Here is a 15,464-nt window from a genome sequence, read left to right as displayed (position 1 = left end):
GCCTTCTTGGCAGGACGGCGCTCAAGGGGCTGAGCAACCGTTGCCTTAGGCACAAACACGAAATGTGACCTCGCCTGTAATCGCTTGAGACACTTACAATTCTGCGCGTTTTTCGCTTGTCGCTCTCATTCCAAACCGCTTATTGGACACCAACCTGTAAAGCCGAATGCAACGTTTGGTCATAAAATGTGAGTTTAGATTTTCGCTTGAGACCCTATGTGTGAAGCGAATTTGTGACAACGATTTGACAGCCATGAAAGTTCCCTGCGCCTGATGCCGGCCGAAGAACCGCCTTTACAACTCCCGAAAGTGGCTGGTGTCCGACGCGTCATGAGCAATGTCGGCGTGCTGCTTGGAGGGCGTGTCATAAATGCCCCTCTGAGTCTCCTCCATATCTGGATGGCAACACATCTTCTCGGAAGTTATGGGTTTGGTCTTATCGCCATGATGTACGCTTTCGCACGTACAATGGGTGATATGGTAGATTTCCAGTCTTGGCAGACTGTTCTGAAATACGGCCTCCGCCCCCTTACAGACGGAAACCGGACAGGATTTCAGCGCATCATTGCGTTCAGTTTTCTTCTGGACGGCCTTGGAGGCCTGCTCGGATTTATCGGTGGCCTTCTCATCAGCATTTTTGCGATGAAAATGCTTGGCTGGCCGCCTGAAATTCACCAGACGGGAATAATATTCTGCCTTTCGATTTTGTTCATGGCGTCCGCCACGCCCACAGGGCTTCTGCGCATCTTCAACCGATATGATCTGATTTCCATTCAGGGTGTCGTGGCCACCCTGGTTCGTGTCGTGGGTACTTTCTTCCTCGCCATAAAAGGGGCGTCAGTACCCGCACTGGCAGTCGTCTGGATGTTTGCTGAATTTGCAGCCTGGGCGACGCTCGGATTTATGGCTGTTCGAGAACTGCTCCGCCGAGATCTGACGCGTGGCCTTACAAAAGAACTATGGAATTTAATCCCTGACCTGCTGAATGGGCATTTCTTCCGAACCCATTTGGGCATCCGGCGCTTTGCGCTGTCCACGAATATCAACTCTGCCCTCGCCCTGACCTTCGGGCACATAGGGACACTTGTAGTAGGAGCCTTCGTCGGCCCGGCAGGCGCCGGATACTACCGGGTCGCCAGCCAGATTGCCGCAGGTATCGCCAAACCGGCCGCGCTGATTCAAACGACCGTCTATCCGGAAATGGCGCGCCTCTGGCGCGATCGAGCAACGACAAAACTTTATCGCCTGACCATTCAGGTCGCTCTTGCAGCAGGCGGAATCGGTACAACCCTGCTTGCCCTGACCCTTCTGGCGGGCCGCCCCCTTCTGCAGTTCTATATCGGTCCGACAGGCGCAACACAGACAATGCCGGTCACACTCTGGCTCCTCGCGGCCGAAGTTGTTGCTGTCTGGGGCCTGCCGCTTGAGCCCCTCCTGTTCACGACAAACCGTTCAGGCGCTGCGACGTCGGCCCGCTTTCTGGACTTCCTGCTGTTTTTTCCGGGGCTTGTGCTCGTTGTCCGCAGATATGGTCTGGACGGCGTAGGGCCCATCACACTGTGCGGCGTCATGCTCCTGATCGGTCTTCAGCTTTTTCTGGTTCTTCGCACGCCTCCTCTGCGAACGGTTCCCCAGTCATGAAAGTCGTTTTTCCCCTGATTGCCCAAAGGCACCAGACCCTACATGCCCTACCAATCGCGCTGGAAATGTCGGCGCGATACCCAGAAGTCGCTGTTCATATTGCCTGCCTGACCGCAAGTCATCTCGAGCTCGCACGGTCCCTGGCTACGCTTTATCCGGAGTCACGCGTTCAGTTTGACCTGCTTCCGATTTCAGATGCACTTCGGCATCGGATTGAAGCGCAGGGGCTACGAGTCCTTGACCGTCTCATGGGGCTGTTTTTCTCCCGGAAGTATTTCAAGGGCTTCGATGCCATCATCGTTCCCGAAGCAACCTCTCTTCAGCTTCGACACATGGGTGTTCGCGCGCCCCGCATGATCTGGACGGGTCATGGCGCCGGCGATCGTGCCATCGGCTTTGCCAAGCATCTCAGAAAATTTGATTATCTTCTGGTTCCCGGCCGTAAAGTCGAAGAACGGATGCTGGAAAAAGGCATCATCCGTCCCGGCTTCTATCACCGTGGCACATATGCAAAGTTTGATCTGGTTCGTCGGATGCATGCACGTCGGCCACCGCTTTTTAATAACGGTCGGCCGACAATCCTGTATAATCCGCATTTCGTGCAGCGTTTCTCGTCATGGCGCATGATGGGTAAGAAGCTGCTTGATTTTTTTGCAGCACAGGATCAGTACAACCTGATCTTTGCTCCTCATTTCCGGCTGTTTGACAACCACCGCCCGGAAGGAGAAGCCCTCAGACGAGAATATGCGGGTCTGTCCCATATGCTGATCGACCCAGGGAGCGAACGAAGTATCGACATGACCTATACCATGGGCGCAGATCTCTATCTCGGGGATGTCAGCAGTCAGGTGGCGGAATTCATGATACGACCGCGCCCCTGCCTGTTCCTGAATGCGCATGAAGCCGACTGGCAGGACAATCCGAATTATCAATCGTGGACGCTCGGCCCGGTGACGGATAATATTGCCAATCCTGAACAGGAAATCATGAAGGCGTTTGACACACACTCACGTTTTCTTGAGACCCAGCGCCAATATGTACTAGAGACATTCGAAACTTTGGGCGAACAGCCCACGGCGCCTGCCGCAGCGGACGCCATAGTTAACTTTCTACACAAGGCCGCCTGATGTCCGGCGATCCTAATGGAGCTAGTCTAGGTTTGACCGAGGACACCCAGAACCCAACTCTTCCCTCCGCTCCGACGCCGAGCCGCTCTGGCCTGACCAGACGGTACGGGGACTTCACGAGCTTTGCCGCAGCCCTGGACTATGCAGCCCAAGGCGAAAGTGGATTCAATATCTACTCCGGCCGCGGACAACTGCTCGAAGCCCTGCCGTACCGAACGCTCCGCGAACAGGCGATCTCCATGGCACAGCGCCTGCTCGGCCTCGGGCTGGCAGCGGGAGACCGGGTGGCTATCGTCGCAGAAAGCGATGGTGATTTTGCCCGCATCTTCTTCGGATGCCAGTATGCAGGACTTGTTCCTGCTCCGCTGCCGCTTCCTGTCGCTTTTGGCGGACGTGAAGGATATGTTTCCACCCTCCGTGGCATGATCCAGAGCGCTGCAGCACGCGCTGTTGTGGTTCCGGACGTAATCGGAAGCTGGACATCGGAGATCGTTGAGGGTCTGGATCTGGTTTTCGGCGGCTCCCCCGCTGACCTCTACCGTCATGCCGAAGCCAATGTAGAGCTTCCGGAAATCAAATCCGAAGATCTGTCCTACCTCCAGTTCTCGTCCGGCAGCACCCGTTTCCCCATGGGCGTTTCTGTCACTCAGGCTGCTGGAATGGCCAATGCACGCGCGATTGCCCGTGACGGTCTCAAGGTTTATCCCGCAGAAGATCCCCGCGATGATCGCTGCGTGTCTTGGCTGCCACTCTACCATGACATGGGCCTGGTCGGGTTTTTCCTGACCCCCCTGACATGCCAGTTAACGGTTGATCTGCTGCCGACCCGCGAATTCGCACGTCGCCCCCATGTGTGGCTGGACCTGATTTCGCGCAATCGCGGCACGATCGCCTACAGCCCCTCCTTTGGCTACGAGCTATGTTCGCGTCGCAGTGGCCAGGCGGATCTGGACCTCTCCTGCTGGCGCATTGCGGGGATCGGCGGCGACATGATCCGCCACCATATCCTCGAAGGCTTTGCCGAGCGTTTTGAATCCAATGGATTTGATGCCCGCGCGTTCGTTGCCAGCTACGGTATGGCCGAAGCAACCCTGGCCATCAGCTTTGCCCCGCTCAACACCGGCATTCAGACCGACACGATCGATCTGCGCACGCTGGAAAAAGACGGCCTCGCCAAGCCTTCCAATGATCCTTCTCACGCGCTCCGCACTTTTGTGCTTTGCGGTGAAGCCCTTCCTGAGCACGAGATTGAAGTCCGTGACCCGCTCGGTAACATTCAGCCTGAGCGCCACGTTGGTTGTGTTTTCGTCCGTGGACCGAGCCTCATGTGTGGCTATTTCCGCCGGCCGGAAGAGACAGAAGCGGTTCTCGATGCTGATGGGTGGCTGAACACTGGCGATCTTGGCTACCACCTGAACGGCCAGATTGTCGTAACAGGCCGCGCCAAGGACCTTATCATCATCAACGGCCGGAATATCTGGCCGCAGGATCTGGAATGGTCTGCCGAGAGCGAGATCAGCACACTCCGGTCCCGCGATGTCGCAGTTTTCTCTCTGGAAACGGAGACAGGCGAGAATATCGTCGCACTTGTTCAGTGCCGTGCAACGGAAGAAGAAAATCGCAACACGCTCCGTGATGAAGTCACGAGCCTGTTCCGCCGTCAGCATGGTGTGGACGTGCAGGTTATTCTGGTTCCGCCCCGCACCCTTCCACAGACGTCTTCCGGCAAGCTGACGCGTGCCCGTGCCAAGACAATGCTTCTGTCAGGTCAGTTCGATCTGCAGACTGAGCCAACCAACTCCGCAGCCTGACGGACACACCTGACCGCTTTTCCTCTCCCTGCTCAGGGAGGGGGTGGCGAACAGACGTGCTTTGACGCATAAAGCGCTCACAAACTGCATAGTAAGACCGAGAGTTCAATTCCATGACTGACAGCGTCGCCGGCATCTCCGGAATGATCATAGAAAAGCTGCTTGCCAACCCGAAAGTGCCGCGGGACATCAATGGCAACAGCAAGATCGTCGAAGATCTGGCTTTTGACAGCCTCGCCGTCATGAACTTCGTCATGGAAATTGAAGATGAGCTGGACGTGTCTGTCCCGCTCGACAAGCTGGCAGATATCCGCACCATCAACGATCTGGCTGCTTGCCTTCATACGCTGAAGGCAAGCCACGCGTGATTGACATCTTTGCAAAACACGCCGCCCTCCGGGCAGCCTATAACGGATTGACGGCGGTTTCGCCACGCAACCCGTTCGAGGTCGTGATTGAACGCCCGCTCTCAGCCACGGTCGGTCTGATTGAGGGGCGCGAGACGCTTCTGTTCGGAACCAACAATTATCTGGGCCTCAGCCAGTCAGGACACGCAGCGGAAGCCGCGATTGAGACAGCCCGCACAATGGGCGTCGGCACAACGGGCTCCCGGATTGCCAATGGCACTTTCGGCCTGCATCGCAAGCTGGAAGAGCGCCTCGCTTCTTTCTTCGGCCGCAAGCACTGCATGGTGTTCTCTACGGGATATCAGGCCAACCTCGGCACGATTTCCGCGCTGGTCAACAAGGACGATGTGCTGCTTCTGGATGCAGACAGCCATGCCAGCATTTATGACGGTGCAAAACTGTCTGGTGCGCAGGTCATCCGTTTCCGCCACAATGATCCGGTCGATCTTGAGAAGCGCCTTGCACGCCTGAGCGATCATCCTGGCGCCAAGCTGATCATCGCAGAAGGCATCTATTCCATGACGGGGAACGTTGCCCCGCTGGACAAGTTTGTCGAAATCAAGAAGCGCCATGGTGCTTACCTGATGGCTGATGAAGCACATTCCTTTGGTGTGCTGGGTGAAAACGGTCGCGGCGTTGCGGAACTTCAGGGCTGTGAAGACGGCATCGACTTCGTGGTCGGGACGTTCTCAAAGTCGCTCGGGACAGTGGGCGGCTATTGTGTGACGGATAATGATGGCGTTGATCTGATGCGCCTCTGCTCTCGCCCGTATATGTTCACGGCCTCCCTCCCCCCGGAGATCATCGCGGCAACGCTGGCTGCTCTTGATGATATGGTTGCGCATCCAGAACTTCGCACCCGCCTTCAGGACAATGCTGCACGTCTTCATGCCGGGTTGAAGGCCGCAGGCCTCCAGACAGGCGAGCATGTTTCGCCGGTGGTTGCCGTAACGCTGGAAACGGTGCCTCAGGCTGTCGGGTTCTGGAATGCCCTTCTTGAGAACGGCGTTTATGTTAATCTGTCTCTTCCGCCCGCAACGCCTGACAACCGTCCGCTACTGCGCTGCTCGGTTATGGCCGCTCACAGCCCGGAAGAAATTGATCAGGCAACAGCTGTCTTCAAGCAGGTCGCCGAGCATTTTCGAGACTGAGTACAGCGTCGCTTAAAACGCAAAAAAGGGACTGTCTGGGACAGTCCCCTTTTTCTGTGGGCTTTATCCTGAAAAATAACGTCAGACAGCTCTGCGTAAGCGCTTCATACGCCAAAGCAACGCAGGCAAAGTTAGCAAGGGATGGCGACGCTCAAAATCAGAAAGGGCTAGATCCAGCCCTGTATGGCGCTGAATTTTCCATGCCAGATAAGACGCGCCATTTTCAAAAGTAAAAGCAGCCTTCACCAGTCGGGCGACATTTCGCGGTTTGCCTGACGTCCCAACAAGCGCCCACCGGCGAGCCGCTCGTTTGCGCAGGGTTGCCGATATTGTAGGTTCAAGCATCTGACCCGATGCAGCATAACCAAGATGCGCACGCGCCCATCCCAGTGTCAGCATGCTACTGAACCGCTTCTCTTGGCCTGCGAGCAGGCTGTTCCCGCGCCCTTTTTTCTCAACCCTCAATTCAGACGCATAGGTATGAGCAAAAAGTGTTTGCCAATACTCAAGGGCTGTCATGCGCGGAGCGCCCAGAAGAGCTGCCCAACAGGACGCCGTCGTCACACACCTTGCCAGCAGGTCCAGCAATACGTCCGCTGCGCGCTCATCCCGGACCCAGACCAGACGTACAGGCTGACAAAAACGTGCCCATAGTGTCGTATCGAGTGCGCCTAGAGATGTGCGTTCTTCAAACTGCTCCCGCGATAACACCGCAATCTTTGCCCGCAACGTGCGACTACCGTCCTTGAACTCCGCGTAGCGCACATTCGGAGGAAGAATCAGGTTGCCCGTTCGGGCGACCACACTGCCGGTAAAATCCTTCGAGCTTTCTGTCACGATATAAAAATCGAGAATGCCTTCCGGGTCCGCTGCACGAAGTACTGACCCATAGAACAGAACACCCAGAGGTGGACGCGGGAACGCACGGGCCAAAGCATCTGCGAAAGCGACAGCCCCCTCATCAACCGGCGTCGTCAACTCTTTGATCAGGAGTTTTTCAAGGGCATCAGGCATGGAGGAAACGGAAGGCAGGCCCACGTTCAAGGCGAATACGTCCACTCTCTGAGGGCGTAAAAACTTCCCCGTCGAGGACAAAATCACTTCTGGTTTCAAGCATCATGTCATCTGTCCGACCGCTCACATAGTCTGGATGACGACGCAACCAGCGAGGCGCTCGCCCACACAGCAGCGCAGCAGTCGCGCGGGCAAGGTTTTCCGGATAAGCGCTGACGTCAAGATATCGAAGACCTTCCACATTCGGCTCCGCATCCCAGAACGGCCAGATTCCGTGGGAAAGTCGTGACAGCCCCGTTGAAAGAAACATGAAGCTGTTCCCATCATAAGCATGACCAGACGTTTCAACCCGTAAAGGCTCGCCCGCCAGCCAACTCTTGCGGCTTTTCCGGAAGAGCAGACTGACAACTGTGCTGAACAGCGTGAAACCCACGGCCAGATCATGCGGAGCAAACCGCACGACGGTCGGAGAATGCGCGGTACGGACAGCTCTCGCGTAGCCTGTACAGCCCCCGAACAATCCCAGAACCGGCTTACGGTCGGTATCGGGCCAAGACAGGCAGATAGGCGTGCGAGTACTTGATCGCATGGCGGCTCCCTGCTCCAGACGATCAATGGCTTCCATTCCCCTCAACCCAAACCCGACATCACCCGCAATGAGGTTGGTGTTCCCCGAGGCAATGACAGCGATGTCCGGAAGACGATCAGCAGGGTATGCGCGGGCGATAGCTGTCAGCGCTGCGCTGATGGTTCCGTCTCCACCATCAATGGCGATGGTTCGGACTCCCTGCCTGCAAAGGTGATGAACATGCTCTGTCATTCCTTCACGGCTGTCTGATGGAACGAAATTCTCTCCGAGAAGCGCCTTGGCCTCCGTAGCGAATACGGAACCGCCGCGCCGGTTCTTGCGGCTGCGAGCATTATGAATAAGGGCAAATCGCACTATAGGGGGAATTCTTCGTTTTTGTTCGGAGCTATGCGGGCGGGTCTAGCACGGCTATGATGTTTCGGCCAGAATGCGAGCTTCCCCTTCCGGCAGAAAGACTGACAAGGCTTTATTTTCCCAATGCCCCATGATCTTCCCGCAGAAACGTCTTCTCAGCGGGAGACGTGCGCCGTCGTTCTGGCCCATCTTTCGGACCCCCACCTCCCCCCGCCTCCAGTGCGCTGGTGGGAGGCTCTGAACAAGCGGGCCCTGAGTCTCATTTCCTGGAAAAAACACCGCCAGCACGTTCATCTGGCGGCCACATGTGCGGCAATTGTACAGGACATCGCCAAGGCTGACGTGGATGCCGTTCTTGTCAGCGGAGACCTCACAAACTTTGGCACACCTGCGGAATTCACCCTGGCTGCCGAGTGGCTTGAAAAACTACCCGCGCCGGCACTCGTCATTCCAGGCAATCATGATTACATGATCCGGCAGTCCCCAGAAAAGGGGATCCTGCAATGGGAAAAATGGTCGGCAGCGACTTACCCGTACGCGCGCATCCACAATGGCGTTGCGGTTGTCGGCGTAAATTCCGGCATTCCGACCCCGCCCTTCATGGCATACGGCCGCGTTGGCCGCAGACAGCTCACCCGACTGGAAGCATTACTGAACCAGCTGGGCGATGCCGGGCTCTGTCGCGTCGTCATGATCCATCATCCGCCCCGTAGAGGGCTTGTGCCGTGGCGGAAGTCGTTGCTTGATCATCCCGCTCTGGCAAAGCTTCTACAGAGGACGGGCGCGGAAATCGTTCTGCACGGGCATTCCCATGATGCGACTCTGACTCATATTGCCGGAACCGACATACCGCTGCTTGGTGTCGCATCAGCGTCTCTGACGGATAAACGCGCCCATCGGCAGGCCTGCTGGAATCATCTGAGCATTCGGCCTCGAAAGAGCGGTTGGACGATTGACCTTGCCCGTCACCGGCCGGATGGAAGCATCACGGAACAGGCGTCCTGGTTCCGCCCTCAAGGCAATGCGACATGAAGCAGCGCGCTTCCATTCTGGACAGGTATCTGTTGTGGCAGATGATGCCACCGTTCGTCATTGCGCTGTTCGCCATGCTCGTGGCGCTTCTTCTGGAGCGCCTGCTCGTCCTGTTCGACTATCTGGCATCAGCAGGAAGCTCGCTGGCGACCTGTATCGCGCTGCTCACTGACCTCCTGCCTCATTATTTCGGGATTGCTCTCCCTGCGGCACTCTGCATCTCGGTCTTTCTCACCATTCACGGGATGAGTGATAACAACGAGATCGATGCCCTTCAGGCTGGTCGCGTATCGCTCCTGCGGATTAGCCGCCCTTTCATGATTGTAGGCCTGCTTTTGGGTGCTGTCAGCGTGTTGCTCTACGGCTATATTCAGCCGGTTGCGCGATATGATTACCGGGCAGGCTTCTACTTTGCAGCCCATACCGGCTGGGCTCCCCATCTTCAGGCAGGAATGTTCGCATCCACGTCTGACACGGCAGTCATGACCGCAGACAGTGTTAGTCATGGCGGCACACACATGAAGCGTGTCTTCATCCGGGAAGTGAACAAGAAAGGCGTTGCCCACATCATTACGGCCCGCAGGGGCATGCTCACAATTTCGGACAAGACACGCAGCACGCAGATGGATCTCTGGGACGGCGAAATCGTCGATGATCCCTTTCCCGGGGCGACGAACCACAAACCAACGGTGACGCATTTTTCCCACGTCGTTCGGGTTATTGATCACCCGGCGAAAGAGACATCTTTCCGCTCCCGAGGAATTGACGAGCGGGAACTGACGCTCTTTGAACTCGCGCATGACCTGCGTTATGGCGTCCCCGGCATCGAATACCGGACGCTACGGGCAGAAATAGATTTCCGCATCGCCCACGCCCTTGCCATCCCGTTCATCCCACCTCTGGCTGTGGCGCTGGCCATTGGCTCACGACGCAGAAAGTCCGTATGGGGACTGATTGCCGTTTCCGGTATCCTTGTCGGCTTTGATCAGATGCTCATGTTTGGACATAGCCTGGCCGCAACTGGCCGCCTCCCTATCTGGCTTGCCATCTGGGTGCCTGAAGCGATCTTCTGCATTGGCTGTCCCGCCACTCTGCTGCGTCGGTCACGCGGCTCTTGGAAACGCCGCAAACTGGTTCGCCCCTCATGACCGCCCACGCACCTCGATATGTTCTGTACCGCTATCTGAACCGCGCGCTTTTGGGGCGCTTCATGCTCTGTGGCGGCGTGCTGGTATCTTTGCTTGAGATCCTCGCTCTTCTTGAAAAAACTACGCCTATTCTCAACCGGAATCTGGGCTTCAAAGGCATCCTGACGTTTGCGCTGCTGCATCTTCCTGCACTCAGCGTTGAGATCATGCCACTGGCATTCATGGTCGGGGCCTTGTTCCTCCTGATGCAGATGACGCTGTCGTCAGAAATGTCAGCCCTGCGCGCCGCCGGACTTTCTACGATCAATCTCTACAAGCGCTTTCTGCCTGCCGTCCTGATTGTGGGTTTCACTGGGGCAGCCATGCAATACTGGCTTATTCCCCCTTGCGAAAATGCGCTTGCCACATGGTGGAACAAGACCGACCCTGACGCAGCAAAACCCGACACGCCCGTAAAACGCATTCTCTGGTTTCGCGCCGGGCCGACTCTGGTGCGCATCGGCCAGTATGCCAACGGTGGTGCTTTCCTTCGGGATGTCACCATTTATAACCGTGATCCTGGCGGTCTTCTGACAGGAACCGAGCACGCCGCAACCCTGACTTATGATGGTAAGGACTGGCACCCCACCGGAGCGCAGGACCTCACGCTGACGGACAATGGCGCTTTTGTAAAAATCACGGGTGGTGACAATAATTTTGCCATTCCGGCGACGCCATCAATGATCATGACGTTGTCGGAAGATAACGCCGCCGTGACCCCAAGTCAGATCAGGGCGATCCTCCACAAGGGGGCACCGGCCAGTCTTCCACGCGCCACGTACCGCATGGCGCTCTTCAGTGGCATTATTCTTCCGCTGCAGGTCGCAGTAATGCTTTTATTAGCGCTACCAGTGATCTATATCCCCCCTCGGGCAGGACTTCGAAACCCGCTTCCGGTCTATGTGCTGGCCGCGGGAATGGGCTTCGTGATCCTGCAGGGAATGATTTCCGCACTGGGCAATGCCGGAACGCTTGGTGCGCCGCTGGCCGCCTGCGCGGGCCCGCTTCTGGGTGCCCTTCTCGGGCTGACCTGGGTCCTGAGGATGGAGGAAAAATGAGCAAGTCCAAACCATGGCAGAACATGTCGTCCCTCCGCACGGGGCGCAGCTTCGACCTCGGAAAGATGTCGCTGCCCCAGTTGTGGATTGCCTACCTCACCTACCCGACCATTCTTCTGTATTTCGTACTGATCGTTGCAGCAGCTTTCGCAGCACTTCACTTCTCCCATAGCCTGCTGACAACGCTGATCCCCGTTCCGGTTGTGATCGTGGTGTATCCGCTGGCCTGGTACATGATCCATCGCTTCATCCTGCATGGACGCTGGCTGTATCGGAACCACTGGACCGCTTCGCTCTGGAAGCGCATCCACTTCGATCATCATCAGGACCCCCATCTGCTCGACGTGCTGTTCGGCTCACCTCTGAACACCATCCCGACCATGGGCCTCATCACCATGCCGATCGGATACCTGATCTGTGGCTGGAGCGGAGCATTCTGCGCCCTGTCCACAGCCCTCGTCATGACGTGCATCTACGAGTTCTTTCACTGCATCCAGCATCTGGCCTACAAGCCGCAGTGGAAATGGGTTGCGCGGATCAAGCAACTCCACGTGCTTCATCACTTCCACGATGAGAACGGCAATTACGGAATCACGAACTACGTACCAGACCGCTTTTTTGGCAGTTTTTACGGTGAAGCCCGTGAGCGTGCGCGTAGCCAGCACGTCTTCAATCTCGGTTACGATCTGGATGAAGCCAAGCGCTATCCCTGGGTTATGGACCTAACGGGCTCTCCGCCAAAGGATCGTCCTGATGGTGCGCGCCCGACCTCAGACAACAGCCGCACAGCGTGAGCCTTCCCGTTCTCGTACTCGCTGGTTCTCGTGATGGTGAGCGTGATGTTCTGGCACAACTCGGGAAAGTCTCGCACAAAGCGCTCCTTCCGGTCGGCGGCCAACCCATGCTGGGGCGCGTCCTGCGCGTGCTGGAGAGCATGCCTGCTCTCGGGCCGATTACGGTCAGCATTGAAACACCAGACCGTATTCGGGACATTTCCGGCCAAGCCCATGTTCTCCAATCGGCACCGTCTCCCAGCGAAAGCGTTGCGGAAGCTCTCACCAAGGTCGGAACGCCCTGCCTGGTGACAACGGCTGATCACGCGTTGCTGCGTCCAGAATGGATTTTAGAATTTCTTGGTAAAACGGCTGGATGTGATCTGGCTGTGGGCGTCGCTCTGCGGGAAACTGTAGAGCGCGACGTCCCAACCACGATGCGCACTTATATTCGCCTCGCGGATATGAGCTTTTCCGGATGTAATCTCTTCTGGATGGGCACACCACAAGCTGCAGAAGTGGTCGAACTGTGGAAGCGGCTTCAGAAAGACCGCAAACGCCCCCTGAGAATGGCTCGAACACTTGGGTTTGGAACACTTCTTCGGGCACTGACAGGCCGCCTGGATTCCACGGCTCTGTGTCGTCGGATCGAAGTTCTGACGGGGGCGAAAATACGTCTCGTGCCGCTTTCTGACGGTCAGGCCGCCGTAGATGTCGATAAGCCTTCTGACCTGACACTCGCTGAACAGCTTCTGGCACAACGGTCTTCATGAAAATTGCTTACGTCATCAACTCGCTCGAATGCGGTGGCGCGCAGCTTCCCATTCCGGACATTGTCTCCGTTCTCCAGCAGCGAGGTGGCGAAGTCACAGTTTTCAGCCTTGAAAAGCGTGATGGCCTGGCCATTCCCGTTCTGGAAAGCCACGGCATTGAGGTTCGTGTGCGGTCCGGTGGCAACAAAGACCATTTAGCGGCCTGGCGCTGGCTGCGCGATGAAATGGACGCATTCCAGCCAGATCTGATCTGGACGTCCCTGACCAGAGCTACACTCCTCGGCCAGCGCGCAGCCAACAGGCTTGGTGTCCCGGCAGTCCACTGGCAGCATTCTGCCCGGTTGAAGTCCGCCAACAGCCTCCTGCTCCGGCTTTTGTGCCGGAAAGCGGAACTATGGATTGCAGACTCCCCTACGGTTGAGGATTTTGCCCGCAAAAGTCTGGGACTACGGAACCGCGTTCTTTCCTGGCCGATTTTCCGTGCCAATCCTCACAGCCCGAAGGCAAAAGCCTGGCGTAAGGGACAGACCGTCCGTATCGGCAGTCTTGGCCGACTGCATGCCGTCAAAGGGTATGATCTGCTTTTTGAAGCCCTGGATCTACTCCGCGACCACCCGGACCTGCCGCCCTACCGACTTTTCCTTGCAGGAGACGGTCCCGAAAAAGAAACACTTGAGCGGATTGCCAAGGAAAAAAAACTCCCAGTCGATTTTCTGGGGCATTGCGACAAGCCGTTCGATTTTCTGTCGACGCTGCATCTGTATGTTCAGCCGTCCCAGTGGGAGGGCATGTGCGTTGCCGCCCATGAGGCCATGGCCTGCGCGCTGCCCGTGATTGCCACGCCAGCCGGCGAAATCCCTCACACCATGGAAGACGGGCATTCCGGTCTTGTGGTCCCGTTCAACAACGCCCCGGTTCTGGCCAGTGCGATTGCTGAACTCATCATGACACCGGGAAAGCTCAAACCCATGGGGCGCCTCTCCCGGGAGCGTGTTCTGGAGCGGTTCGGCCCGACGGCGTTTCTGCGTCAGGGAAATGCCGTTCTGGACCGAATTCCTGGCTTTAACCCAGCCCCAGACGACGCTTCACATTCATAAGATCCCGACGTGGGCCAATTCCAACACGCTTGACGTCAACAAGCGTCACCTGCCCAGCGGCTGAGAGCGTGTGGAAACCGTCCGGAAAACGACGGCGCAGCACGGCAGGCGCATCCAGCACATCACTTGGTGTCACTTTCGGCAACCCGCGCTCAAGCCCTTCAATCTTCAGCAGACGAATGCCTTGGCCATAAGTGTCACGGCAGTCTTGCGTGGGAAGGAAGAGCTCTCCATCAACAACAACCGGAGTACCACCCGGACGCGCTCCCGCACGGTCACTCAAAAACAGTCCAAGATGTGTCCACGGCCCCGTAAGACTGTCTGCTACGGAGATGTGCAGAGCGCTTTGCCGTTCATCTCGCGTGCCTGCGGGCGTCCAGAACATCCACCAGCGCTCGGCATAATGGAACGGCGTGGCGTCAATTGCGGCCTCTCGGAAATCAAATGCTTCGACCGTTTCCCATTCCAACGGAAAAGCTTTGGCCCGATACAGGGTCAGGCGACCGGAAGCACTGGCCTCGGGCAACATGTACGTCTCCCCCCCATGCTCAAAGACATACGGGTAGGACAGATGCCAGTCTTCACGCAGGACAGGCTGTTGCTGAATCAGCTTTCCCGTCCTGTCATAGACCAGAACATCAATGGTGCCTTTGGGGCTTCGATAGTCGAAGGCTTCCGCAAAAACATGCAGCTTTCCGTCCCGCCAGAGACCAAAAGGATCGGCCAAAAAACGGTGGTCTCCGATATCCGGCAGGGTCGTCACCTCAAACCCGTTGAGACTACCCGCTCGGATCAGGTCCGCCAGAGGAGCGTGGATAATGGCGCAACGCCAGTGGTCCGTGCGTAGAAACGGCATGCCGACTCTCCTTGAAAAACGCGAACAGGGGCAGACGTAAAGCGCAGATCCGGGCAATATGGAACCATGAGTTCGGTCCTTTCCGAGATCCCGCCTGGTTTCCCTGAACGACAGTTTGCCATCCGGCGTGCTGTTTTGGGGCTATGTCGCGCCATGGGCTGGGCAGCAATCAACGAATTTGCTCTTCCCTCGGCCGGGCGTCGCGCAGACGTGATGGCCCTCCTGCCCGATCACAGCCTCTGCTGCATTGAGATCAAATCCGGACTCCGCGATTTCCAGACAGATCAGAAATGGCCGGATTACAGGAACTGGTCTGACAGGCTGTATTTTGCCGTAGATGATGGCTTTCCGCTGGAAGTTCTGCCTCCGGACGTTGGCATTATCACTGTCAGCCTCAGCATGGTGCCCAATAGCCTCTTCCACAGTGTGGTAGCAGAATGCGCCATCATCCGTGACCCCGCAGAACACCGGATCGCACCGGCACGTAGGCGGACAATTCTGCACCTGTTTGCCACCACGGCCGCCAGTCGCCTCATGTCTCTTGAGGATCCGGCCATCACTGCCTCCCTGCGCGCAGCACGCCGCACAGAATAG

General features: G+C 57.1%; 15 protein-coding genes. 12 read left to right on the top strand and 3 right to left on the bottom strand.

Going from position 1 to position 15,464, the window contains the following annotated elements:
* Positions 1-273 precede the first annotated feature (273 nt).
* The 5 genes from JN414_RS03565 (at position 274) to spt (ending at position 6,137) form a co-directional block, all read left to right on the top strand.
* Positions 274-1,641, top strand: a complete 1,368-nt coding sequence (locus JN414_RS03565) for a lipopolysaccharide biosynthesis protein (RefSeq protein WP_202206703.1) — start codon at positions 274-276, stop codon at positions 1,639-1,641.
* Entirely contained in the window at positions 1,638-2,768 is a 1,131-nt protein-coding gene (locus JN414_RS03560; RefSeq protein WP_202206702.1) for a sensor domain-containing protein, read from the top strand. The genes JN414_RS03565 and JN414_RS03560 overlap by 4 nt, the downstream gene beginning before the upstream one ends.
* Positions 2,768-4,579 (top strand): fatty acyl-AMP ligase, encoded by a 1,812-nt coding sequence (locus JN414_RS03555; protein WP_202206701.1) that lies wholly within the window; start codon positions 2,768-2,770, stop codon positions 4,577-4,579. Before JN414_RS03560 ends, JN414_RS03555 begins: the two co-directional genes overlap by 1 nt.
* 113 nt (positions 4,580-4,692) lie before the next feature.
* Positions 4,693-4,947, top strand: a complete 255-nt coding sequence (locus JN414_RS03550) for an acyl carrier protein (RefSeq protein WP_046899528.1) — start codon at positions 4,693-4,695, stop codon at positions 4,945-4,947.
* The gene (gene spt / locus JN414_RS03545; RefSeq protein ID WP_202206700.1) at positions 4,944-6,137 is read left to right on the top strand and encodes a serine palmitoyltransferase; all 1,194 of its coding nucleotides are present in this window, start codon (positions 4,944-4,946) and stop codon (positions 6,135-6,137) included. Before JN414_RS03550 ends, spt begins: the two co-directional genes overlap by 4 nt.
* Before the next feature lie 81 nt (positions 6,138-6,218).
* On the opposite strand, the gene JN414_RS03540 is transcribed toward spt, so the two are convergent.
* The gene (locus tag JN414_RS03540; protein WP_202206699.1) at positions 6,219-7,151 is read right to left on the bottom strand and encodes a hypothetical protein; all 933 of its coding nucleotides are present in this window, start codon (positions 7,149-7,151) and stop codon (positions 6,219-6,221) included.
* On the bottom strand, positions 7,144-8,094 hold the full coding sequence (locus tag JN414_RS03535) for a diacylglycerol kinase family protein (protein ID WP_202206698.1): 951 nt from the start codon (positions 8,092-8,094) through the stop codon (positions 7,144-7,146). The genes JN414_RS03540 and JN414_RS03535 overlap by 8 nt, the downstream gene beginning before the upstream one ends.
* 123 nt (positions 8,095-8,217) lie before the next feature.
* Between JN414_RS03535 and JN414_RS03530 the strand changes: the two genes are divergently transcribed.
* From JN414_RS03530 to JN414_RS03505, 6 genes are read left to right on the top strand one after another with little or no spacing between them, the layout of a single operon-like run.
* Positions 8,218-9,126, top strand: a complete 909-nt coding sequence (locus JN414_RS03530) for a metallophosphoesterase (protein ID WP_202206697.1) — start codon at positions 8,218-8,220, stop codon at positions 9,124-9,126.
* A complete protein-coding gene (locus JN414_RS03525) occupies positions 9,123-10,274 on the top strand; it encodes an LptF/LptG family permease (RefSeq protein WP_202206696.1) in 1,152 nt (383 codons plus the stop codon). Before JN414_RS03530 ends, JN414_RS03525 begins: the two co-directional genes overlap by 4 nt.
* Positions 10,271-11,371: an LptF/LptG family permease gene (locus JN414_RS03520; protein ID WP_202206695.1), complete on the top strand. Its 1,101-nt coding sequence runs from the start codon at positions 10,271-10,273 to the stop codon at positions 11,369-11,371. Before JN414_RS03525 ends, JN414_RS03520 begins: the two co-directional genes overlap by 4 nt.
* On the top strand, positions 11,368-12,165 hold the full coding sequence (locus JN414_RS03515) for a sterol desaturase family protein (RefSeq protein WP_202206694.1): 798 nt from the start codon (positions 11,368-11,370) through the stop codon (positions 12,163-12,165). The genes JN414_RS03520 and JN414_RS03515 overlap by 4 nt, the downstream gene beginning before the upstream one ends.
* Complete coding sequence (locus tag JN414_RS03510) at positions 12,162-12,917, top strand: nucleotidyltransferase family protein (protein WP_202206693.1); 756 nt, start codon at positions 12,162-12,164, stop codon at positions 12,915-12,917. The genes JN414_RS03515 and JN414_RS03510 overlap by 4 nt, the downstream gene beginning before the upstream one ends.
* Complete coding sequence (locus JN414_RS03505) at positions 12,914-14,014, top strand: glycosyltransferase (RefSeq protein ID WP_202206692.1); 1,101 nt, start codon at positions 12,914-12,916, stop codon at positions 14,012-14,014. Before JN414_RS03510 ends, JN414_RS03505 begins: the two co-directional genes overlap by 4 nt.
* Here JN414_RS03505 and JN414_RS03500 read toward each other — a convergent pair.
* On the bottom strand, positions 13,980-14,870 hold the full coding sequence (locus tag JN414_RS03500; protein ID WP_202206691.1) for a hypothetical protein: 891 nt from the start codon (positions 14,868-14,870) through the stop codon (positions 13,980-13,982). The genes JN414_RS03505 and JN414_RS03500 overlap by 35 nt on opposite strands.
* A gap of 66 nt (positions 14,871-14,936) precedes the next feature.
* Here JN414_RS03500 and JN414_RS03495 point away from each other — a divergent pair, with 66 nt between their 5' ends.
* Complete coding sequence (locus tag JN414_RS03495; RefSeq protein WP_202206690.1) at positions 14,937-15,464, top strand: MmcB family DNA repair protein; 528 nt, start codon at positions 14,937-14,939, stop codon at positions 15,462-15,464.

This window comes from Gluconobacter sp. Gdi (genome assembly GCF_014132155.1).
GTDB lineage: Bacteria > Pseudomonadota > Alphaproteobacteria > Acetobacterales > Acetobacteraceae > Gluconobacter.
This window is presented reverse-complemented; position numbering and strand designations above follow the sequence as displayed.